Annotated in this window: 19 protein-coding genes; 7 read left to right on the forward strand and 12 right to left on the reverse strand. The window is 66.7% G+C overall.

The genetic code is table 11. The features are described 5' to 3' along the window. Positions 1 to 10: 10 nt before the first annotated feature. A complete protein-coding gene (locus R2N03_RS16355) occupies positions 11 to 1693 on the forward strand; it encodes a Na/Pi cotransporter family protein (protein ID WP_316658781.1) in 1683 nt (560 codons plus the stop codon). A gap of 43 nt (positions 1694 to 1736) precedes the next feature. Here R2N03_RS16355 and uvrA read toward each other — a convergent pair whose 3' ends face one another. Then, positions 1737 to 4601: an excinuclease ABC subunit UvrA gene (uvrA, locus tag R2N03_RS16360; RefSeq protein ID WP_316658783.1), complete on the reverse strand. Its 2865-nt coding sequence runs from the start codon at positions 4599 to 4601 to the stop codon at positions 1737 to 1739. Positions 4602 to 4831: 230 nt separating this feature from the next. Here uvrA and R2N03_RS16365 point away from each other — a divergent pair, with 230 nt between their 5' ends. Together R2N03_RS16365 and R2N03_RS16370 are read left to right on the forward strand one after the other, a co-directional pair. Further along, a complete protein-coding gene (locus R2N03_RS16365; RefSeq protein ID WP_316658976.1) occupies positions 4832 to 5995 on the forward strand; it encodes an MFS transporter in 1164 nt (387 codons plus the stop codon). Between the two features lie 170 nt (positions 5996 to 6165). Beyond that, positions 6166 to 6702, forward strand: a complete 537-nt coding sequence (locus R2N03_RS16370) for a single-stranded DNA-binding protein (protein ID WP_316658784.1) — start codon at positions 6166 to 6168, stop codon at positions 6700 to 6702. Positions 6703 to 6848: 146 nt separating this feature from the next. On the opposite strand, the gene R2N03_RS16375 is transcribed toward R2N03_RS16370, so the two are convergent. The 10 genes from R2N03_RS16375 to R2N03_RS16420 all read right to left on the reverse strand — a co-directional run bounded on the left by R2N03_RS16375 (position 6849) and on the right by R2N03_RS16420 (position 16956). Continuing rightward, positions 6849 to 7142 (reverse strand): hypothetical protein, encoded by a 294-nt coding sequence (locus tag R2N03_RS16375; protein ID WP_428984423.1) that lies wholly within the window; start codon positions 7140 to 7142, stop codon positions 6849 to 6851. Between the two features lie 23 nt (positions 7143 to 7165). Beyond that, positions 7166 to 7621, reverse strand: a complete 456-nt coding sequence (locus tag R2N03_RS16380; RefSeq protein WP_316658787.1) for a hotdog family protein — start codon at positions 7619 to 7621, stop codon at positions 7166 to 7168. A 7-nt stretch (positions 7622 to 7628) separates the two neighbouring features. Next, positions 7629 to 8447, reverse strand: a complete 819-nt coding sequence (locus R2N03_RS16385) for a beta-ketoacyl synthase chain length factor (protein ID WP_316658789.1) — start codon at positions 8445 to 8447, stop codon at positions 7629 to 7631. A gap of 9 nt (positions 8448 to 8456) precedes the next feature. Continuing rightward, complete coding sequence (locus tag R2N03_RS16390; protein WP_316658790.1) at positions 8457 to 9662, reverse strand: beta-ketoacyl-[acyl-carrier-protein] synthase family protein; 1206 nt, start codon at positions 9660 to 9662, stop codon at positions 8457 to 8459. A 72-nt stretch (positions 9663 to 9734) separates the two neighbouring features. Continuing rightward, a complete protein-coding gene (locus R2N03_RS16395) occupies positions 9735 to 10598 on the reverse strand; it encodes a polysaccharide deacetylase family protein (protein ID WP_316658791.1) in 864 nt (287 codons plus the stop codon). Then, positions 10595 to 13012: an MMPL family transporter gene (locus R2N03_RS16400; RefSeq protein WP_316658792.1), complete on the reverse strand. Its 2418-nt coding sequence runs from the start codon at positions 13010 to 13012 to the stop codon at positions 10595 to 10597. Before R2N03_RS16400 ends, R2N03_RS16395 begins: the two co-directional genes overlap by 4 nt. Before the next feature lie 7 nt (positions 13013 to 13019). After that, positions 13020 to 13622 carry an outer membrane lipoprotein carrier protein LolA gene (locus R2N03_RS16405; protein ID WP_316658794.1) on the reverse strand — a complete coding sequence of 201 codons (603 nt, stop codon included), beginning with the start codon at positions 13620 to 13622 and terminating at the stop codon, positions 13020 to 13022. Beyond that, positions 13619 to 14581, reverse strand: a complete 963-nt coding sequence (locus tag R2N03_RS16410; RefSeq protein ID WP_316658795.1) for a lysophospholipid acyltransferase family protein — start codon at positions 14579 to 14581, stop codon at positions 13619 to 13621. Before R2N03_RS16410 ends, R2N03_RS16405 begins: the two co-directional genes overlap by 4 nt. Further along, positions 14578 to 16272 (reverse strand): AMP-binding protein, encoded by a 1695-nt coding sequence (locus R2N03_RS16415; RefSeq protein ID WP_316658796.1) that lies wholly within the window; start codon positions 16270 to 16272, stop codon positions 14578 to 14580. Before R2N03_RS16415 ends, R2N03_RS16410 begins: the two co-directional genes overlap by 4 nt. 30 nt (positions 16273 to 16302) lie before the next feature. Continuing rightward, positions 16303 to 16956 carry a COG4648 family protein gene (locus R2N03_RS16420; protein ID WP_316658799.1) on the reverse strand — a complete coding sequence of 218 codons (654 nt, stop codon included), beginning with the start codon at positions 16954 to 16956 and terminating at the stop codon, positions 16303 to 16305. A gap of 460 nt (positions 16957 to 17416) precedes the next feature. Here R2N03_RS16420 and R2N03_RS16425 point away from each other — a divergent pair, with 460 nt between their 5' ends. From R2N03_RS16425 to R2N03_RS16440, 4 genes are all read left to right on the forward strand, one after another. Then, complete coding sequence (locus tag R2N03_RS16425; protein ID WP_316658800.1) at positions 17417 to 17677, forward strand: phosphopantetheine-binding protein; 261 nt, start codon at positions 17417 to 17419, stop codon at positions 17675 to 17677. A 35-nt stretch (positions 17678 to 17712) separates the two neighbouring features. Further along, complete coding sequence (locus R2N03_RS16430) at positions 17713 to 18483, forward strand: glycosyltransferase family 2 protein (RefSeq protein ID WP_316658802.1); 771 nt, start codon at positions 17713 to 17715, stop codon at positions 18481 to 18483. A 278-nt stretch (positions 18484 to 18761) separates the two neighbouring features. Continuing rightward, positions 18762 to 19712 carry an alpha/beta hydrolase gene (locus R2N03_RS16435; protein ID WP_316658805.1) on the forward strand — a complete coding sequence of 317 codons (951 nt, stop codon included), beginning with the start codon at positions 18762 to 18764 and terminating at the stop codon, positions 19710 to 19712. A gap of 54 nt (positions 19713 to 19766) precedes the next feature. Next, a complete protein-coding gene (locus tag R2N03_RS16440) occupies positions 19767 to 20552 on the forward strand; it encodes a hypothetical protein (protein WP_316658806.1) in 786 nt (261 codons plus the stop codon). A 12-nt stretch (positions 20553 to 20564) separates the two neighbouring features. On the opposite strand, the gene R2N03_RS16445 is transcribed toward R2N03_RS16440, so the two are convergent. Further along, positions 20565 to 21074 (reverse strand): gluconokinase, encoded by a 510-nt coding sequence (locus tag R2N03_RS16445; RefSeq protein WP_316658977.1) that lies wholly within the window; start codon positions 21072 to 21074, stop codon positions 20565 to 20567. Positions 21075 to 21113: the final 39 nt, after the last annotated feature.

Raw genomic sequence — 21113 nt, forward strand, 5'->3', positions numbered from 1 at the left:
GCGGAATTCGATGTACACGCTTCTCAAGCTGCTTTCGGGTGTGGCCCTGCTGGTGTGGGGTACGCAGACCGTCAAGGTTGGCATGCTGCGGCTGTACGGCGCGGACTTGCGCCGGCTGCTGTCGCGCAGTGTGTCGAACCGGTTCTCCGCGCTGCTCGCCGGCATTGGCGTCACATGCCTCGTGCAGAGCAGCAACGCGACGGCCACCATCGTCGGTGCGTTCGTCGCGCAGGGCCTGATGGGCGTGTCGTCTGCGCTGGCGATCCTGCTGGGTGCCAATGTGGGCACGGCCATCATGGCGCAGGTGTTTGCGCTGGACCTGTCGTGGCTGTCACCCTTGCTGATCTTCTTCGGCGTGATCCTGCACCTGTCGCGCAAGGGCAGCGCGGTCGGGCATTTCGGGCGTGTGCTGATCGGCCTTGGGCTGATCATGATGGCGCTGGAGCTGATCTCGGTGGCATCAAGCCCGATGGTTGAAGCCAATGCGCTGCGCGTGTTGCTCGGCTCCATCTCGTCGGATACCGGGCTGAACATGCTGATCGGTGCGGTGCTGACGCTGCTCTGTTATTCGAGTCTCGCTGTGGTGCTGTTCTGCGCCACGCTGGCGACATCGGCGGCGGTGTCGGTCAAGGTGGCGTTTGCGATCGTGCTGGGCGCCAACATCGGGAGTGCCGTGGCAGCGCTGGCGACCACGCCGTCATCGAGCCAGGCAGCACGCCGCGCCACGCTCGGCAACCTGCTTTCGCGCATGCTGGGCGCGGCGCTTGCGCTGCCATTCCTGGGCGAACTGGCCGACCTGGCACCGCATGCTGGGGTGGCGCTGCAGCACGTGGTGGTGGGCTTCCACGTGGTCTTCAACGTGGTGCTGGCCGCACTGCTGATCGGCCTGACCGACCACATGGCGCGTCTGTGCGCACGCATCCTGCCGGGTGGGGCGCATATCGATGACCTTGTGGCGCCGCGCTATCTCGATCCTTCTGCGCTGGCCACGCCAACGTTAGCGCTGGGCAATGCCGCACGCGAAGTGCTTCGTATCGGCGACCGCGTCGAACACATGCTCGACAACACGCTGCGCGTGCTGAAGACGAACGATGTGCGTTTGCTGCAGGCGACCCGCGCCATCGACGATGAGGTTGATGCGCTGTACACCGCCATCAAGCTCTATCTCACACAACTGAGCCACGAGGCACTGGACGCCCGCGAAGGCAAGCGCTGGGCCGACATCATCTCGCTGACGATCAACCTGGAGCACGCGGGCGACATTCTCGATCGCCTGCTCCAGGACGTGCGCGAGAAGAAGATTGCGCACAAGCTGGCCTTTTCAGAGGCCGGCATGGAAGAGCTGGAGGACATGCACGCGCGCCTCGTCACGAACCTGAAGCTGGCGCTGTCTGTGTTCCTGACGGGGGACCTGCGCAGCGCGCAGAAGCTGATGCTGGAAAAAGCGCACTTCCGCGATCTGGAAAAGCGCTATGCCCGCAGCCACCTCACGCGCGTGTCCGCCCAGACGGCCGAGAGCATCGAGACCAGCTCACTGCACCTCGACATCATCAGCGATTTCAAGCGGCTGAATTCGCTGTTCTGTGCCGCAGCGTACCCGGTGCTGGATGAGGCCGGGGCGCTGAACCGCAGTCGCATGAAAGACGCGGATGAGGTGGAATCAGGCACGGAAACGGCTCCGCTCAGTCAGTAAAGAGCGCAGCCGAAGCGGTGCGCCTCCTGCCCGGTCGCGCCCCTCACCGGCGCTTGAGCAACGGTGCCAGATACTTCCCGGTAAAGCTCGCCTTGCTCTTTGCCACGTCTTCGGGCGTGCCCTTGGCGATGATCTGGCCGCCGCCCGCGCCGCCCTCCGGCCCGAGATCGAGCAGCCAGTCCGCCGTTTTGATCACGTCCAGGTTGTGCTCGATGATGACGACCGTGTTGCCCTGGTCGCGCAGCTTGTGAATGACTTTGAGCAGAAGCTCGATGTCATGGAAGTGCAGGCCGGTAGTTGGCTCATCGAGGATATACAGCGTGCGGCCGGTGTCGCGCTTGGACAGCTCAAGCGACAGCTTCACGCGCTGCGCCTCGCCGCCCGACAGCGTGGTCGCCGATTGCCCCAGGCGGATGTAGCCCAGGCCCACATCCAGCAGCGTCTGCAGCTTGCGGCGCACCACCGGCACCGGCGCAAAGAACTCGTGCGCCTGCTCGACCGTCATCTCCAGCACTTCGGTGATATTCCTGCCCTTGTAGAGCACTTCCAGCGTCTCGCGGTTGTAGCGCTTGCCGTGGCAGACGTCGCACGGCACGTACACGTCGGGCAGGAAATGCATCTCGACCTTGAGCACGCCGTCGCCCTGGCAGGCCTCGCAGCGGCCGCCCTTGACGTTGAACGAGAAGCGGCCCGGGTCGTAGCCGCGTTCCTTGGCCGACGGCACACCGGCAAACAGCTCGCGGATCGGTGTGAACAGCCCCGTGTACGTGGCCGGGTTGGAGCGCGGCGTGCGGCCGATGGGCGACTGGTCGACGTTGATGACCTTGTCGAAATGCTCCAGCCCGTCGATGCGGTCGTGCGCGGCCGGCTCGGGCGTCGAGCCATACAGATGGCGCGCCACCGCGTGGTACAGCGTGTCGTTGATCAGCGTCGACTTGCCCGAGCCCGACACGCCCGTGATGCACGTCAACAAGCCGACCGGAATGTCGGCCGAGACGTTCTTCAGGTTGTTGCCCGTCGCGTTGAGGATGCGCAGCCAGCGCTCGTCATCGGGCGCGGTGCGTTGCTTGGGCACCTCGATGCGGCGCTTGCCCGAGAGGTATTCGCCCGTGAGCGACGTGGGCGACTGCTCGATCTGGCTCGGCGTGCCTTCTGCAATGATCTGGCCGCCGTGCACGCCAGCGCCGGGGCCGATGTCGACCACGTAGTCCGACGCGCGGATCATGTCTTCGTCGTGCTCCACCACCAGCACGGAGTTGCCGAGGTCCCGCAGATGCTTGAGCGTACCGATCAGACGATCATTGTCACGCTGGTGCAGACCGATGGACGGTTCATCGAGCACGTACATCACGCCCGTCAGGCCCGAGCCGATCTGCGAGGCCAGCCGGATGCGCTGCGCCTCGCCGCCCGAGAGCGTATCGGCGCTGCGCTCGAGCGACAGGTAATCGAGCCCGACATTGTTCAGGAAGTTCAGCCTGGCCGTGATTTCCTTGACGATCTTGTCTGCGATCTCGCGCTTGGCGCCATGCATGTTGAGCGTGAGGAAATACGTGAGCGCGTCGCGCAGCGGCCAGCCATTGATCTCGTAGATGCCGCGCGCCTGGTCGTCATCGCCAATCTTGACGAAGCGCGCCTCGCGGCGCAGGCGTGTGCCGTGACACTCGGGGCAGGCCTGGTTGTTCTGGTACTTGGCGAGCTCCTCGCGCACGGCGATGGAGTCGGTCTCCTTGTAACGCCGCTCGAGGTTGGGGATGATCCCCTCGAACGCGTGTTCGCGCACCGTCGTGCGCCCGCGCTCATTGATGTACGTGAACGGGATCTGCTGCTTGCCCGAACCGTGCAGCACGATGTGCTGGATCTCCTGCGGCAGTTCTTCGAACGGCACGTCGATATCGACGTCATAGAACGCCGCCAGGCTCTGCAGCATCTGGAAGTAGAACTGGTTGCGGCGGTCCCAGCCCTTGATCGCGCCCGAGGCCAGCGACAGGTTCGGGAAGGCCACCACGCGCTTCGGATCGAAGAACGTGATCTGGCCCAGGCCGTCGCAGTGCGGGCATGCGCCCAGGGGGTTGTTGAACGAGAACAGCCGCGGCTCCAGCTCCTGCAGCGAATATGAGCAGATCGGGCAGGCGAACTTCGAACTGAAGACGTGCTCCTTGCCTGTCTCCATCTCCACGGCCACGGCGCGGCCGTCAGCCAGACGCAGCGCGGTCTCGAACGATTCGGCCAGACGCTGCTTGAGTTCCGGGTTCACCTTGACGCGGTCGACGACCACGTCGATGGAGTGCTTGTCGTTCTTTTTCAGCTTGGGCAGATCGTCGACGTCATAGACCTTGGCCTCTGCCTCGTGCGCGGTACCGCCGCCCGAGCGGACGCGAAAGCGCACGAAGCCTTGTGCCTGCATCGCCTCGAACAGATCGACGTGCTCCCCTTTGCGGTTGACGACCACGGGCGCCAGGATCATCAGCTTGGTCTCGGCCGGCAACGCCAGCACGGCGTCCACCATTTGCGATACGCTTTGCGCCTCGAGCGGCTGGCCGTGATCGGGGCAGTAGGGCGTACCGGCGCGCGCATACAGCAGACGCAGGTAGTCGTGGATCTCGGTGACGGTACCGACCGTGGATCGCGGATTGTGGCTCGTTGCCTTCTGCTCGATGGAAATGGCCGGCGACAGCCCTTCGATCAGGTCCACGTCCGGCTTTTCCATCAGTTGCAGGAACTGCCGGGCATACGCCGACAGCGATTCCACATAGCGCCGCTGCCCCTCCGCATACAGCGTATCGAACGCGAGCGACGATTTGCCCGACCCCGAAAGCCCGGTGATCACGATCAGCTGGTTGCGCGGCAGATCGAGGTTGATGTTCTTCAGGTTGTGGGTACGGGCCCCACGAATCTTGATTTCGTCCATGTGCGGCTGAATGCGGCTGAATGCGGCGTCGGGCTGCGAACCGCCTGCGGCAATCGGCGGGAGGGGTCAAAAAGGTAAGCCTGCTAATATACCGAACTTCGGTTTTGCAGGTATTTGCCCCCGGACGGGGCAATCCGTATAACCGGCCGAGTGTTCTTTCCGTCGCTTTTTGCGGCGGTTTTCGCACCATGTCTTCCGCCTCCCCATCCATGACTTCCACTTCCGGCCGCATGACCGGCCTTGAGCTGCGCGCAGCTGCATCGTTGGCCGGCATCTTTGCGTTGCGCATGTTGGGTTTGTTCATGATCATGCCGGTCTTTGCGGTGTTCGCAAAAACGCTGCCCGACGGCAATAACACCCAGCTCGTTGCGTTCGCGATCGGCGTGTACGGCCTGACGCAGGCAATGCTCTATATCCCCTACGGCTGGCTATCGGACCGCTTCGGGCGCAAGCCGGTCATCGTGACGGGGCTATTGATCTTTGCGGTCGGCAGCCTGGTGGCGGCCTTCTCACACAGCGTCGCGGGCATCGCGGTAGGACGGGCCATCCAGGGAGCGGGCGCGATTTCATCCGCCGTGATCGCTTTCGTGGCCGACCTCACGCGAGAGGAGCACCGTACCAAGGCCATGGCGATGATCGGCGGCAGCATCGGCGTGTCGTTTGCCGTAGCCATCGTGAGTGCGCCCATCATCTTCCGCTGGGTGGGCATGCCGGGCATGTTCCTGGCGATCGGCGTGCTGGCCCTGGTCGCCATCGGCGTGGTGATCTGGGTGGTGCCGAATCCGCCGCGCCCGCCCGAGCACGTGAAGGCACCCTTCCGGGAGGTGCTGCGCAACCCTGAACTGCTGCGCCTGAACTTCGGCGTATTCGCCCTGCACGCCACGCAGACGGCCCTGTTCGTCGTGCTTCCGCACATGCTGGAGACCGCCGGGCTGCCCGTCGATTCGCACTGGAAGATCTACCTGCCGGTGATGGGCGTGTCGTTCGTGCTGATGGTGCCGGCCATCATCGCTGCCGAAAAGCGCGGCAAGATGAAGCTGGTGCTGCTGTCCGCCGTGGCATTGGTGATGGTGGCGCAACTGGCGCTCAGTGAGGTGCACCCCACGCTTGCTGCATTGGCCATCGCGCTGCTCGTGTACTTTCTCGGCTTCAACGTGCTGGAGGCGTCGCAGCCTTCCCTCGTATCGAAGTACGCGCCGGGTGTGCGCAAGGGCGCGGCCGTGGGCGTGTACAACACGACGCAGGCGTTGGGCCTGTTCTCGGGAGGGGCGGGGGGCGGCTGGATCTTGCTCCATGCCGGCCAGCACGCGGTGTTCCTGACCTGTGCGGCGCTGGCCCTCGCGTGGCTTATAATTGCGAGCCCCATGCAAATGCCGGCGCTGCGCCGTCACTGAGAACCCCTTCACGATCCAACTGCGCAGCCCGACCTTGGCTCTGTGATGCGCGTCGTGCTGCGGTGCGGCTGCGCTCCCCGAGCCCATCTCGGACCGACTGCGACGGATCGTGAACCGGCTCTGGCCCGGGCCAACGGCGGCATCACTCAATTACTCTTCGGAAACTCATCATGGCGTCCGTCAACAAAGTCATCATCGTCGGCAATCTCGGCGCCGATCCTGAAACGCGCTACATGCCCAGCGGCGACGCCGTCACCAACATCCGCGTGGCGACCACCGACCGCTACAAGGACAAGGCCAGCGGCGAAATGAAGGAAGCCACCGAATGGCACCGCATTGCCTTCTTCGGCCGGCTGGCTGAAATTGCCGGCGAATACCTGAAGAAGGGTTCGCAGGTCTACGTCGAAGGCCGCCTCAAAACCCGCCAATGGGAGAAGGACGGCCAGAAGCAATACAGCACCGAGATCGTCGCAGAACAAATGCAGATGCTTGGCGGCCGCCAGGGTATGGGCGGTGAAGGTGGCGGTGGTGGCGGCGGCTACTCGCGCGGCGGCGAAGGCGGTGGAGGCTACGGCGGTGGCCGCAGCCAGGCCGGTGGCGGTGGCATGAGCCGCGGCGAAAGCGGTGGCGGCCAGGGCGGCGGTGCACGCCGTCAGCCGGCACCGTCGAACGGCTTTGAGGACATGGACGACGATATTCCGTTCTAGAACCTACTTAGTGTGTTTTTTGTTGATTGAAGCCCGTGTGCCCTGTGTCCACGGGCTTTTTTCATATGCCGCGTGTCGGCGTGCCCGTTCGTGGGCACCCGTGGGTGGATACAGCCCGCCCTTGATCTGGCGCCGAGCTGGGCGGATCAGTCGTTATCGCAGGGTTTGTTGAATACGTGCTTCACGCCGCACTTGGTCGCGTGGGCCGCGTCACGGAAACCGTGGCCGATCGCGCGGGCACCGTTGGCGGTGGCATGGCCGACCGCCCGTGCGCCGTTTGCCGTGGCGTGGCCAGCGTCTCGCGCGGCGTGCCCGGTTTTCCTGGCGGCGTCTTTCGTACCCTGCTTGATATCCTGCTTCATCTCGGACAGGTCAGCGTGGGCGGCAGGACTGAGAAGCGCGATCACTAGCGCGGCAGGCAGGAACAGGCGGCTCTTCACGTCGGCAATCCTTTCTGGCGGGTTCATACGGCAGCGGCATCGAGCACGACAGTGGCTCGGCCGGTCAACAGCATGCCTGCGCCGTTGCGCACGGTAAAGCGATACAACACGTTGTTACCGTCACCGCCGATGCGCTCGGCTTCAATGTCGAGCGCCCCCTCCACCGTATCGAGCCGGCTGACAAACGCCTCGACATTCCGCACGCTGGCGAGAAACCCCGCGCGCGGCCGCGCCTGCGCCGCATCGCACAGCGCGCCATGCACTGCCATCGCCTGAGCGGCGTACTCGATGCCGCACACTGCTGCGAGTTGCCCGTTCGACCGCAGCGGGTTGGTCGGATCCCGATGGCTGGTGGCGGTGCAGTGGATGCGCGACGCGTCCCAGCCCAGCACGGTGTCGAGCAGACACATCGCCCCGCTGTGCGGAATGCGCTCGGCGATCCAGCTTCGGTCGAGTGGCGGGGTGGCGCTCAGGGTCATGGCGCGCTCAACCGAAGGTGCCTGAACCGTCGGGCAGGCGGATGTCGATCCGTAGGGCGGTATCGGGCAGGTAATCGAGCACCACGCTCGATGCGCCGCGTGTCGCCAGCGCTTCGAGCAGCGGAAGCACGCGGGCGGCTGGATTGCCGAGCCGCAGCGGTTCCAGCGCGCTGCGTGCCAAGGCCGTCGGTGGCGCGGTGGTGAGCTCGACATCGATGCGCGCCAGGGTGCGCGCGCTTGCCTGCGGAGCCAGCACGAGGGCCACGGCGAATGCGCCGAGCATTGGGCGGGTGGCATGCAGCGGCTCGGGGTATTCGCTGTCATATGCGATCAGCAGGGTCGGGGTGGCATCGACCGTGACCTGGCACAGGCTGTCGAGCAGCCCGGCTGCAAAGCTGCCGTCGTGTGCGCAAAGCACGTTGGACGGCGCCGTGGCGTGCGTGGCAATGCTCCAGTAGCCCGCCGGCGCGTTGTGCACGGAGTTGTGGAAGCGGGTGGGGGAGAGCTTGCGGTCGTCGCTTGCCAGCGTTTCGCAGATCACGTGGCAGTTCTGCCCATCCCCGCCGGATGAGGTGAATACGGTGGCGAGTGTGGCGGCGTCGAACCCGCTGCTGGCGACGGCTTCATGGCCGACCGCCATGGCAAGCTTGACGACGGGCCCGGTGCGGCGACGTTCGACCGGCGGTAAGCCGGCCGGCGGCGGCAAGGTGGTCGGCTCGTGCAGGTAAGGCGCGCGTCCGGCCAATACGTCCGCGGCGCGCGGCCAATCCGCCAGGCCGGGGCCCAGCAGGCCAATGCTTTCGATGAATGCGCTGAGTCGGGTCATGGCGCGGTGTCAGTTCCGGACGTGAGCTGCGCGGCCGAAGACCAGACTGCAATTCGTGCCGCCAAAGCCGAAGGCATTGCTGAGCGCAGCGTGGATGCGGGCATCCTGGCTGGTCGTTACATAGTTGAGTGGAAGTGCCGGGTCGGGCTGCGTGGTGTTGATGCCCGCGGGCACGAACTGGTGGCGCAGCGCCAGTGCGGTGATGACGGCTTCCAGCGCGCCGGCCGCGCCCAGTGTGTGACCCGTTGCGCCCTTGGTGGAGCTGCACGGCGTGCCCTCGAACAGGGGGGCCATGGCGCGACCCTCCGCCGCGTCGTTGCTGGGCGTGCCGGTGCCATGCAGATTGACGTAGTCGATGTCTGATGCGGACAGGCCGCTGGTGGCCAACGCCTGGGCCATCGCCGTGCGCGCGCCCAGGCCTTCCGGATGCGGTGATGACATGTGGTGCGCATCGCTCGATTCGCCAATGCCGAGCAGCAGGATGGCATCCTCCCGGACGGTCTGATCGGGCATGCGCTCAAGCAGCGCGAACGCGGCAGCCTCGCCGATCGAGATGCCGTCCCGGGCAACATCGCAGGGCCGGCAGGGCTGCGGCGAGAGCAATTCGAGCGAATTGAACCCGTACAGCGCGGTCAGGCATAGCGAATCCACTCCGCCCACCACCGCCGCGTCGATCAAGCCTGCCTCCAGCATGCGCCTGGCGCTGGCAAAGACCTTGGCGCCGGACGAACAGGCAGACGAGATCGCCATGGCAGGGCCGCCCAGTCCAAAGTACGCGCGCACGAATGCGGCGGGCGAGTAGATGTTGTGCGTCTGCGTGTAATGAAACCCGGCAGGCAGGGCGCCCGTCAGCGCGTCGCGGTGCTGGTAGGCGTGCTCGGTCTCCAGGATGCCCGACGTGCTGGTGCCGATGAAGACGCCGATGCGCCCGGCGCCGTAGCGCGCCTTGGCGGCCTCGACCTGCTCGGCGAAGCCGTCCTGCACGAGACCGATTTGCGCCAGTCGGTTGTTGCGGCAGTCAAAGTCCGCCAGATCGGCGCGCAGGGCCTCAGTGTCCACACCCGCGACGGCACCAATCCAGGTGTCGAGATCCGCTCGCGGGAAGTTGCACGGCACGAGGCCGCCGCGCGCCGCGCGCAGTGCTTCCAGCGTGGCGTCAAGGCCACGTCCGAGGCAGCTTGTGGCGGTGAAATGCGAAACCAATAGGGACTTCACGGGGGCGGGGTCGGAGGGGTTCAGGCGGGAGCAGAGCTTGGCAGCTTGGACGCCGATAGTGGGCAAATGTTATCAAATGGCAGCTTGCCGCTCGTCCACCTGGCCACACTCCTGCGCAAGTGCCGCCCGCAGCGTCGTACAGCGCAGCTGTGCCTGCGCGGCTGCCTGCAGTACGCGCGGCAGGACGGTCAGGAGAACGGGTTCGCCACGCTCGTCGCGGGCCGCGTGGCCGTCGTGCAGCAGAAGGATGTCTTGCGGCGCCAGGTTGTGGAGCAGTCGCCTCGCGACGGTTTCGGCGCTGCTTGTGCGCGTGTCGAACGCCCTGCGGGTCCAGCTCGCCAGTTGCAGTCCGAGCTGGCACAACACCGGTTCAAGGAACGGGTTGCGCAGCCCCGCCGGCGCGCGGAAGAAGAGCGGACGCGTGCCGGTGATCCCGGCGAGCGTGTCCTGCGCGGCTTCGATCTCGCGCCGCAGTGCCCACGGCCCGCGTAGCGAAAACGTGTGGTGATGGCGCTGGCTATGGTTTTCCACGGCATGTCCGCGCGCAACGATGGCTTCCACGCAGCGCGGGTGCCGGCGCGCCTGTTCGCCGATGCAGAAGAACGTGGCCTTGGTCCCGTAGTGGTCCAGCACATCAAGCACCCGCGGCGTGACATCAGGGTCGGGGCCATCGTCGATGGTCAGCGCGATCTGCCGGCCAGCCATGGCAGGCAGGCGCGTCCAGTTGGGCCCGAGCAGGGTGCTGCGCGGCCACAGCCCGGCGGCCACCACCGCCAGATGCGATGCGACCACGGCGCCGCCGGCCCATGGCCATGTCGAGGGTTGTGCAAGCAGCGCCGCAGCCGCGCCGGCGTGCAGCGCGAGCGTGCCGCTGATCAGCGGGGTCGGCTGCCACCTGCGCGCGGAGCCAGGCGTCTGCGAAAGCGGAGTGTTCATGCGGTTGGGAGACGATCGAAACGGGCTGCGGGAGCCAGGATGGCAGCCAGCACCAGAGCCAGCATGGCACCTGGGCCGACCGTCATGCCGAAGGTTTCCAGCATGGGGACGTGCGAAAACGCCAGCAGACCGAAGCCGGCCACTGTCGCAAGGTTTGCCACCAGCAGCGACACCAGCGTCTGCGGAGCGAGACGCGGCTCGTGCGCATCGCGCCGGTTGAAGAACAGCGCATAGTTCGAGCCGACTGCGACAATGAGCAGCATCCCCACCAGATGCAGGATGGTGAGCTGCACGCCAGCCAGGGCAAAGCCGGCCGTCACCATCAGCACCGCCGCCACCAGCGGGGCAAGCGCGAGCAGCATCCGCCGCGGCGAGCGCAACGCCACGAGCAGTAGCAACGCGATGGCGGCAAGGCCGGCAAGCGACAGTCGAATGTCTTCCTGCACATAGTTGATATACAGGCGGTCGGCTTCGGCCTTCATGTCGACGAAGAGTGCGCCGGGCACGCTGGCACGTCCCACGGCGGCACGGATCGGGCCGGCATCCAGGCTGGGCTGGTTTGCCGCGCTCGGGGCCGCTGCGGGAGCGCGCAGTGGGAGCATGGCGCTCCATTGGCCGGCGCGTTCGGTCAGCAAGGCATCCACGGCCAGCGCCATCGACGTGCCCTGCAGATCGGCCCGTCGCAGCAGCGGTTGCGTCCGGGCGGCATTCACATCCGAGAGGAAGGGGGCGAAGCGCTCCGGCCTGACACGGATGGGCTGATCCTGGACGGCGCTGCGCATGCGCTGGGCAAGCACATCGGCAGGCGGCAGGCTGGCGAGGCGCGCGCGTTGGGTGGCATCGCTCGGCAGGTAGCGGGCGGGGCTCTCGAACCCGGCGAGCGTGCCGTCATCCACCAGCGGCTGCAACCGTGCCGCGACCTTTTCGGCGCCTTCCAGCGCGGCCTGCGCCGTGGCGCCCGGGATGACCACCAGATAGCGCACGTCCGGCGCGCCGATATCGGCGCGCAGGCTGGCGTCGAGCGCCTGGCTTTTCGCAGGCACCGGACTGAGCGCAGCGAGTTCGCGGCTCCACAGCGCATGGCGATGCACGGCGAGCACGGCGCATGCGCCTATCAGGACGAGCAACACCAGCCCGCGCAGGCGAGGCGCCGCCTGTGTTGCCCGCGCCAGCCACGCGCCGAGCCATGAGACATCGCGCACGGCCACCCGCGTTCCCTGCAGGTGCGGCAGCACGTAGCGTGTCACCGCAGCGGCCGTGCACAGCCCGACGATCGAGTACAGCCCGAGTTGGACGAGACCGGGAAAGCCCGAGAACAGCATCGATGCGAAACCGCATACCGAGGTGAGCACGCCCAGGCGGACGGTGGGCCAGACCTCGGTGATCCAGGCGCGGACGGCCTCGGCCGGACGGGCATCGCGCGAGCGGGCGGATTGCACGAACAGGTAGATCGAATAGTCCACCGCCTCGCCGATGAGCGTGGTGCCGAACCCGAGCGTGAGCCCGTGCACCGTGCCGAACGACAAGCTGACCGCTGCGAGGCCAGCCGCCACGCCCGACAGCACGGGCAGCAGCCCGAGCGCCAGCGTGCGCGGCGAGCGGTACACCATCAGCAGCAGCGCGACCACCAGCGCAAGGCTCAGGGTCGAAAGCCGCTCGACGTCATGCTTGATGGTGTCGCGCGCGTCGACGGAGAACACCCCGGGCCCCGTCAGCAACAGCCGCGTCGGGGCAGCGTTGGGTACCTCGTGCGCCGCCGCTTGGAACGCGCGCCGCACGGTGTCGATGGCGCGCGCCTGCGCATCGGTATCGGAGCCCGCCGCCGCGGTTTGCGCCACCAGTACGGCGCGCTGGCCATCGCGTGACGCCCACACACCATGCATCGATGCGGGGAGCGCGGTGCTGTCGAGCTGGCCGAGCAGCGTCGCCACTTCGCCGGTCGGGTCGCGCGGTAGCAGATTCTTGGCGACCATGCCGGCGGAAGAACTCAGTAAGTCCAGGCTCTCGCCGAGCGCGGCGTGCAGCCCCTCGGCGGAAAAGCGCTGCGGCGTGACGCCGGGGCTCAGCACATAACGGTGTTCAAAGATGAACTGCTGATCGCGCGCTTCGCTCACCGGCTCGCCATTGTTGACGGCGCTGAACTGCGCATCGGCACGCAGCGTGGCCGCAAGTTGGCGTGAGAGCGCCGCCCGCGTGGCGGCATCGCCGCCTTCAATGCCGACGAGGATCATCCGCGACACCAGCCCCTCGCGCAGTTGGTCGACCAGCACGCGCTGCTCTGCGCTCGGCGAGCGCGGCAGGAAGGCGGACAGGTCCGCCGTGAAGCGCGTGCGGCCGATCACCACCGCGCACAGCAGCAGACCGAGCAGCCATGCCAGCACTGCAGGCTGACGCAAGGCAGGTGTTCTGTCCATGTGGGACCTAGTTGGCGGAAACGCGCTGCAGCCGCATCAGCGAATGGTCGCCGTCGGCCTGGCGGATCGTGACGGTGCGCAGCATGTCACCGGTGCCATCCAGCGTGACGGTGCTGATGACCTTGCGCATGCGCGCGTCGATCGGTGTGAGCGTCAGCGTCCAATCATCGCCATGGCCTGCGATAGCGACCGTGTAGACCGCTTCGAGCGCAAAGCGGTTGCCTGCCAGCGTGGCGCGGATGCTCTCGATGAACGCGCCGAGTTCGGGGTACTGCGTGAGCGGCATCGTGAACTTGCGCTGGTTGCGCTCGACGGTGAGTTTGTCGCCGTCGATGATCATGTGCTCGGGCTTGGGGCGCAGCGTGCGTTTCTCCAGATGATCCGGGGCGATGAACACCAGCTCCCCGGAGGATTCGACTGGCTGCTCGGCAATCGAGAGGTATTTGGTTTCCGTAAAGGTGGCGCGGCCCGATTTGTTGCGCGCAAGGGTCGACATCAGGCGGTCGAGCGTCCATCCGCCGTTGCTGCCGTGGGCATCGGCGGTACCTGCCAGCAGACTTGCGGCCAGCAAAGCTAGGCAGATGCGGAGGAATGGGCGCATGGCGATCATGGTGTCAGGGTCTCGCGCGGGTCAGTCGGCGCATGCTGGCGCGGCGGGACAGCGCCGGCATCGTGCCAGAAATCGAAGTAATTGAACCAGTTGTACGGCGCCGCGCGGCAGTAGTGCTCGACGCGTTCCACGTAGCGCGACAGTGCAGCCTGCACGGCTTCGGCGCGCTGCTCGCGCCTGAGGTGGGTGAAATCGGCCAACAGGTCGAAGTGGACGGCGTAGCGGTTGCCTCCCTGGTGCAGGCCCGTCATGAACAGGACTGGCCGCTTGAGGATGGCCGCCATGTGCAGCGGCCCGAGCGGAAACGCAGCGGGCGTCCCGAAAAACGCCATGTACCGTGTCGAGCCGGCCGCCTCCCGCAGCAGTGTGCGATCGGCCAGCATGCCGACCAGGCGGTTGTCATCCAGCGCCTCGCGCACGTGAAGCATCGCATCGACACGCCCCAGCGAAATGACCTCTGGGGCAGCGGCCGGGTTGATGGCTGCGATGGCGGCATTGATATTGCGCGCGTTCTCTTCGTACATCGCCACGGCCACACGCAGGTCCGGGACCGTCCGGCCAAGCGCACGCACGACCTCGAAGCTGCCCAGGTGCGCCCCCAGCAGGAAAGCCCCGCGTCCCTGGGCGAGCACATCATGCACATGGGCCTGCCCCTGCAACTCGATGTCGAACAGGTCAAAGCGTCCGTTGATCAGGTAGATCCGGTCGTGGATGGTGGTGGCAAACGTGAACATGTGCCGAAAGACATCGCCCATGCCGACGGGCCGCCCAAGCGCGCGGCGCAGGTAGTTGCGCGAGGCCCGGCAAGCCGCCGGAGAGAACAGCACGAAATACACGGCGATCAGCCTGAGCACGATGCGCCCGAACCGTCGACCAAGCCGCAGCGAGATCCACGTCATGACGCGCAGGAGCAACGCGTTGCTGCGCTCGGGGCGCTCCGCCCATTCGGTGCGCTTCATGTCCGGACCTCGTCCTTGGCCGACAGCACGCCGCTCGCCACGTCCCGGTCGCCCGTGCGGATCGTGAAGCGGATGGTGCCGCTGGCCGCCGTGTCGAATGCCACGTCAAGCTGGTCACCGGGCGCTGCGGGGCTGAGGAATTTGGCCGAGCTGATCTTGCACGCATCGAACGAGCGTCCCAGCGCTGCGCCGATGCGTTGCAGCGCATGATCGAGCAGCACCACACCCGGCACGATCGGGTGCCCCGGGAAGTGGCCCGGCAGGGCCGGATGGTCAGGCGGAATGCTGAAACGCATGGCGGACGCGTCGCGATGGTGTGGCCAGTGCCGCGCAACCAGTCTCGCGAGCGCATCCCGCGCGAGCTTGCCGGTGCCGTCGCGCGGCAGCGCGTCGACCATCAGCAGCGGGCGCGGCAGGAAGGCGGCATCGATGTGGTCATGCAAGGCATGCAGGATGTCTGCGGGGCGGAGGCCCGGCGCAACCGCCAGGGCAACGAGTCGCGTCACGGGCGCGCCCCCGTTGGCGCGCGAGGCCGCTGGCACATCGTCCGGCATGAAGAACACGCCGTCCTCCACGCCCGGAATCGCGTTGAGCTGGTGATTCAGATAGGCCACCGAGCAACGCTTGCCGGCGATGTTGACGAGATCGGCTTTGCGCCCATGCAACAGGAACTGCGTGTCGTCCAGCAGTTCGATGGCGTCGCCCATCGGTACAGGTGTCTCGACGTGTCCGCCGGATACCCATACGGTTGTGCCCTCGCCGTCCGGATCGTCCACGCTTGCGCGCGCCTCCATCCGCAGTGACGGGTACAGGCGCCAAGCCGTTTCCTGCGCGGTGCGCCGCGTCGCAATCTGGCCGGTTTCAGTACTGCCGTAGATTTCGATCAGCGGTGCCGCCAGGCGCGCCTCGGCTTCACGGGCAAGCCCTGCTGACAGCGGCGCCGTCGCCGACAGGACCAGCGCTGCGTCCGGCAACGCTGCATCCGACGCCAGCAGCGCGCGCAGGTGCACCGGCGACGTCACCAGCACGCGCGGCTGCGGCACTTCCGCAAGCGCATCGCGGATGTCCGCCGGGTAGAACGGCTGCCGGTTGCTGAACGCCAGGCCGCCTTGCAGTGCAAGCAGCACGGTGACCTCGAAGCCGTACATGTGCTGTGCGGGCACCGTGCCGACCACCGTGTACGCGCGTCCGTCATCCAGCCCAAGCCGTGCCACTGCCAAGTGCATGCACCGCACGAGGGCGCCCCACGTCTTGCGATGCGGCACGGGCGTCCCGGTCGATCCCGAGGTGAACAGGATGGCCATGGTGCGGGAGGCATCGATCTGTGGCACGTCAGTGGCGGCGGGCGCCTGCACGGCGTCGGGGTAGCGAACGCCAGGCAGATCGACCGGACAGGCGTGCGCGTCGTGCAGGCAAAACACCTCGGGCGCGAACGCCGCGAGCTGGCGCACCATCTGCGGCGTCTGCATGGGCGGCAGCAGGCTGACCTTGCCGGCGACGAGCGCGGCACACAGGCCGACCGCGAAGCGGTAGCGATCAGCGCACGCGTTGAAGACGTGCCCGCCCGGTGGAAGCATCGCGGCGAGGCCCAGCACGTCGGCAAGGAAGGCGCGCACCGTGACCGGCGCACCGTCGCGCCAGGCGAGCGTGTGTTCGAGCGAGGGATGGGAGACCAGCGGGTAAGTCGGCATGAGAGGTACGGAACGGCGTCGTCGGGTGGGTCAGCGGGCCCGGCTTGCAGTTGCGTTCGATTGCCGGTAGGCGCGCACGGCATCGAGCAGGCTGGAGCGGGGCTCCCCGCGCAGCGCGATGCACCTGCACAGGTATTCCACCACGAACATCGCGCCCACCAGGGGCAGCGACAGGTAGTTGGCAAACGACGACCATGTGACGATCGATGCCGCGGCAAACAGCAACGTGGAGGCCATCGCGGTTGCCACGAAGAACAGCGTCCACGCCACCGTAACCTGCCGCGAATAGCGCGCAATGCGTGGTGTGAGGGTGCCGTGCACCAAGGCAGCGAAGTGCGTGCATAGCGGCTCACGCCCCGCGACGAGCGTGCGGCCGAACACGTAGGCCAGCAGCAGGTTGAAGCTGACATGTTCGAGGTACAGGCCCCATTCGAAATGGCGGGCCAGCGGTTGGCGTGCCATCCAGAGCACGATGCAGGCAAGCGCCCACAGCGGCAGCAACCATGCGCGCCGTGCCGACCGTGCCGCCACGCCCAGCACGATCCCGAGCGCAGGCACAAGCGCCATCGCCAGACCAACGCCATGCGCGTCTGGCGTGGCCACTGCGTAGTGCGCAATGACCTGGTAGGCGACGATCCCGGCGATGCCGGCTGTGCCCCGGACGATGCCGGTCAGTCGATCCATGTAAGCGTACGAGAGGTGCAGGCGGCGCGGCGCTGCCTTGTTGCGACGTTGTCTTGGTCTGGGTGTGCCCGGCGCGGCCGGACGATTGCATCATACGACCCGGGGTGGCCCGGGAAGCGGTTCAAGCGGCCACATTCTAGGGCCCGGCACGCACCGCGCCCGCTTCGCCGAAGCCGTGTTTGTAACCGGATGTACGACGCAGGGGGCTGCCGGTGCGCAGCTTCGGGGCGCGCAGCGGCACCGCGCAAGCCGTTGAATCGTTTGCGTCACCCCGAAAGGCCGCCGCGCCATGCGGTCTTTGTCACGGTTTCGCGCTATACGATGTGTAACCCTTCGTCTAGAATCCGCCTAGCTTAAACGACCCCCGACCACACGGGCGGGGGCGGGGCTTCGCGCGAGGAGGACGTCGTCGTTTCTGGTCGCATTCCCTCGCCGCGGGCCGCCTGTGTACGCAAGACCGATGAACGATCTGGAAAAAGAGCTCGCCGCGCTGATGATCGGCGAACTGAACCTCGAAGACATTCAACTCGATACGCTCACGGCGAACACGCCGCTGTATGGCGAAGGGTTTGCGCTCGACTCCATCGACATCCTCGAAATTGCGCTGCTGATTTCCAAGAAGTACGGCTTCGAGCTGCGCTCGGGCAATCCGGACAACGAACAGATCTTCGCCTCGCTGGGTTCGCTGGCAGCCTACGTGGCTGCGCACCGCACGCGCTAGTGCCCGACGACACTCCGCTGCACTGACGCGACGCCATGCCGATGATGGCTGCTTCATCCACGCACCTGGTCCTGATCCCCAGTTACAACCCGGGCATCAAGGTGGACGAGACCGTGCGCAACGCGCGGGCGCAGTGGAACCCCGTGTGGGTCGTCGTGGATGGCAGCACGGATGGCAGCACCGAACGCCTGCAGGCAATGGCGGCACACGATGCAGGACTGCGCGTGATCGTGCTGCCGCGCAACCGTGGCAAGGGCGTGGCCGTGCTGGCCGGGCTCAAGGCCGCCGCTGCTAGCGGCTTCACGCACGTGCTGACCATGGACGCCGACGGCCAACATCCCGCTCACCTCATTCCCGCCTTCATGGCTGCCGCGCAGGCCTCGCCCGGCGCGATGATCCTCGGCCAGCCATTGTTCGACGCAAGCGCGCCGCGACTGCGCGTGCAAGGTCGGCGCCTGTCCAACTTCTTTGCGGAGGTGGAGACCCTTGGCGCCGGCATCGGCGACACGCTGTTCGGCTTTCGCGTGTACCCGATCGCGCCGCTGGTTGCCATCATGCAGCGGCGGACGTGGATGCGCGGCTTCGATTTTGACCCCGAGGCGGCCGTGCGGCTGTGCTGGGCCGGCGTGCGGCCCATCCGGATGGATGCGCCCGTGCGCTACTTCCGTGCGGACGAGGGCGGCGTGTCGCATTTCCAGTATCTGCGCGACAACGTGCTACTGGTCGGGATGCACCTCCGGCTCCTGGCGGGCGGCGTGTTGCGGTTGCCCCGGATGATTGCCCGCCAGGTGCGTCAGGGCTGGTGATCGGCGGCGTCAATGGTAGCGAACCACTCGTCGCGTTGAGCGGGTAGCTACGTCGGCTGCGTGGGGGCAGGGTGCCCCGGTTCCACGACCGGGCGTCCTGTGCGACGTGTGCGCGCCAAGCGCTGAGCCGCTCGCCTCGGAGCATGACGATCAGCGTCGCGCAAATCGCGCCGATACCGCGCAGAGCCCGGTCGCACCCCGGTCAAACAGGGGTGGTCACCCATTGTTCCGGAGGCGCATCCCCGCTAGGCTCGGGTTTTCGAGCGGAGGGCTGCACGATGAGCTGGCAGAACTGGGTCATCTCGCGGATGGTCCGCAACCAGGTCAAGAGAGCGACCGAGCGGGAATCATTCGATCCGATCGCGACACGACTGCACGCCGAGAAGCGCACCATGCCTTCCCCGGTCAAGTTGCCGCCGGACTGGCGCATCGTTCCGGCCGAGGACGGCCTGACGGGCGAGTGGATCGAACCTGCCGACCCTGCCCTGCACGCCGCCGCGCCGATCGTGCTCTACCTGCATGGGGGCGGCTATTTTTTCTGCAGCCCCCGCACCCATCGCTCCATCACCATTGGTCTGGCCACGCACGCCCGCTCGCGCGTGTGTGTCCCCGACTACCGGCTCGCGCCCGAGCACCCGTTTCCCGCTCCGGTGGAAGACGCACTGTTCACGTACCGCGCGCTGCTGGCGCAGGGTGTGGCGCCATCGCGCATGGTGGTGGCGGGCGATTCTGCTGGCGGTGGGTTGGCCTTGGCCCTGCTGGTGGCGTTGCGCGATGCGGCCGAACCGCTGCCCGCCGGGGCGATCCTCTATTCTCCATGGACGGATCTCGCCGCCACCGGCCAGAGCCTGATCGATAACGATGAATCCGACGTGATGTTCCGCGGCGCGTGGATGGCGCACGGCGCGGCCCTCTACCTGGGGGATTCGGGCGCGCCGGTGGATCATCCGCTCGCCTCGCCGCTCTATGCCGATTTCGCGGGGCTGCCGCCGCTGCATTGCTATGTCAGCACCAGCGAGGTCCTGCTGGACGACACCCTCCGAATGGCCGATCGTGCGCGCGCGGCTGGGGTAGCCGTTTCGGTAGAAATGGGCCGACGGCTTCCGCACGTCTGGCCGATCTTCTATCCTTTCCTACCAGAGGCGCGCAGTGCGCTGAAACGATCGGGCGAGCAGATCAGGCAACTGGTCGCCGCCTGCACAGAACCGGTGGAACGGACGCCGGCGTGACTCGCCCGGCGCCCCAGTGCGGACGGGCCGGGAGGCGTGAGTGGGGAGCACAGCATGCGTCGGGTGGTGGTCTTGGGGTTGGCGCTGGCCCTGGCGGCGGGTGCGTGGCATTGGAGCCGCCAGTATCGTGCGCGCCTGGCCGACGTGCGGTTTTCGCCGATCGAATCCGTCGCCGCGGCCACTGCCGCATCGGCGGGCGCATCGGGCAAGGCTCACTGGCTCAAGATCTGCGACGAGGCCCTCGGGCCCATGCAGGTGGATGTGCGGGCCACCGAGACGCCGCTGACCTTCTCCAACAACCGTACCGTCGATCAGCTCACCGCCGAGGCGCCGCCTTATGACCGCGCGGCGCGCGTGCTGGGCAAGACCTATGCGACGCTCGTCGCGCGCTTCGGGGTGACAAGCCGCTACATGGCGATTCCCACGCAGCCACCCACCACGTGCCTGCGGCCGTCCATCGAGGTGGAGCTGGTGCTGAGCGACTTCCGGGTGACGGTGGCCCAGGAGTTTGCGCCGGGCACCTGCGCCTACAACGCCATCCGCGCACATGAACTGCGGCACGTGGCCGTCAACCGGGCAGTGCTGCCGCATGCCGCCGAGCGGATCCGCAAGGAGATCGAGCGGGAGTATGGCGGCCGCCTGTACTTTGGCGATCCGGACCGGATCGCCGCGGATCTGGAATCCGCCCTGACGCGGCATTGGCTGCCGCGCGCGCAATCGCTGATCGAACTGGGCCTGCAGGCGCATGAACAGATCGACACGCCGCAGGAGCAGGACCGCATGAGCCGCGTCTGCAACGGCGATGTGCAGGCCGTACTGCAGCATCTCCCGGGCAGCTAGCGCAATATGCCCTCAGGCTGCCGGGCGATGCGCGGCGCGGGCCCGCAGTTGTTCGACGGCCTGATCGACGATGGCTTCGGGCGGCAGCGCGATGTCGACGATGATCGCGTCAGCCGGCTCTTCGAGCGCCTCAAACTGACTGAGCAGCAGCTTCGGATTGAAGAAGTGATCCTTGCGGGCGGCCAGGCGGCTTTGCAGCAGCTCGAAATCGCCCTTGAGGTAGACGAATTCGGCATTGCCGGCGGGGCCGCGCAGCACGTCGCGGTAGCGCTTCTTGAGCGCGGAGCACGCCACGACCAGCGAATTGCCGCTGCCGGTCACCTCGTCCATGTAGGCGCGGATGGCTTCCAGCCAGGGCTTGCGATCGTCATCGTTGAGCGGGATACCGGCGTGCATCTTCGCGCGGTTGGCGTCGCTGTGGAACTCGTCGCCGTCACGGAACGCGCAGCCGAGCCGCTCTGCAATCTTCTGGCCCACCGTCGACTTGCCGCAACCCGAAACACCCATCACCACTACGATCATCGCCATTCCCGCATGCAAAAACGTCAGGCCGGCATGTTA

Origin of the sequence: Ralstonia condita, assembly GCF_958405655.1 — a bacterium.
GTDB lineage: Bacteria > Pseudomonadota > Gammaproteobacteria > Burkholderiales > Burkholderiaceae > Ralstonia > Ralstonia condita.

Coding starts and splice junctions, on each gene's coding strand:
- R2N03_RS16430 (WP_316658802.1), top strand. CDS start 17,713: ATGCCGATGATGGCTGCTTCATCCACGCACCTGGTCCTGATCCCCAGT.
- R2N03_RS16365 (WP_316658976.1), top strand. CDS start 4,832: ATGACCGGCCTTGAGCTGCGCGCAGCTGCATCGTTGGCCGGCATCTTT.
- R2N03_RS16395 (WP_316658791.1), bottom strand. CDS start 10,598: ATGAACACTCCGCTTTCGCAGACGCCTGGCTCCGCGCGCAGGTGGCAG.
- R2N03_RS16370 (WP_316658784.1), top strand. CDS start 6,166: ATGGCGTCCGTCAACAAAGTCATCATCGTCGGCAATCTCGGCGCCGAT.
- R2N03_RS16435 (WP_316658805.1), top strand. CDS start 18,762: ATGAGCTGGCAGAACTGGGTCATCTCGCGGATGGTCCGCAACCAGGTC.
- R2N03_RS16405 (WP_316658794.1), bottom strand. CDS start 13,622: ATGATCGCCATGCGCCCATTCCTCCGCATCTGCCTAGCTTTGCTGGCC.
- R2N03_RS16440 (WP_316658806.1), top strand. CDS start 19,767: ATGCGTCGGGTGGTGGTCTTGGGGTTGGCGCTGGCCCTGGCGGCGGGT.
- R2N03_RS16355 (WP_316658781.1), top strand. CDS start 11: ATGTACACGCTTCTCAAGCTGCTTTCGGGTGTGGCCCTGCTGGTGTGG.
- R2N03_RS16380 (WP_316658787.1), bottom strand. CDS start 7,621: ATGACCCTGAGCGCCACCCCGCCACTCGACCGAAGCTGGATCGCCGAG.
- R2N03_RS16420 (WP_316658799.1), bottom strand. CDS start 16,956: ATGGATCGACTGACCGGCATCGTCCGGGGCACAGCCGGCATCGCCGGG.
- uvrA (WP_316658783.1), bottom strand. CDS start 4,601: ATGGACGAAATCAAGATTCGTGGGGCCCGTACCCACAACCTGAAGAAC.
- R2N03_RS16400 (WP_316658792.1), bottom strand. CDS start 13,012: ATGGACAGAACACCTGCCTTGCGTCAGCCTGCAGTGCTGGCATGGCTG.
- R2N03_RS16415 (WP_316658796.1), bottom strand. CDS start 16,272: ATGCCGACTTACCCGCTGGTCTCCCATCCCTCGCTCGAACACACGCTC.
- R2N03_RS16445 (WP_316658977.1), bottom strand. CDS start 21,074: ATGATCGTAGTGGTGATGGGTGTTTCGGGTTGCGGCAAGTCGACGGTG.
- R2N03_RS16425 (WP_316658800.1), top strand. CDS start 17,417: ATGAACGATCTGGAAAAAGAGCTCGCCGCGCTGATGATCGGCGAACTG.
- R2N03_RS16410 (WP_316658795.1), bottom strand. CDS start 14,581: ATGAAGCGCACCGAATGGGCGGAGCGCCCCGAGCGCAGCAACGCGTTG.
- R2N03_RS16385 (WP_316658789.1), bottom strand. CDS start 8,447: ATGACCCGACTCAGCGCATTCATCGAAAGCATTGGCCTGCTGGGCCCC.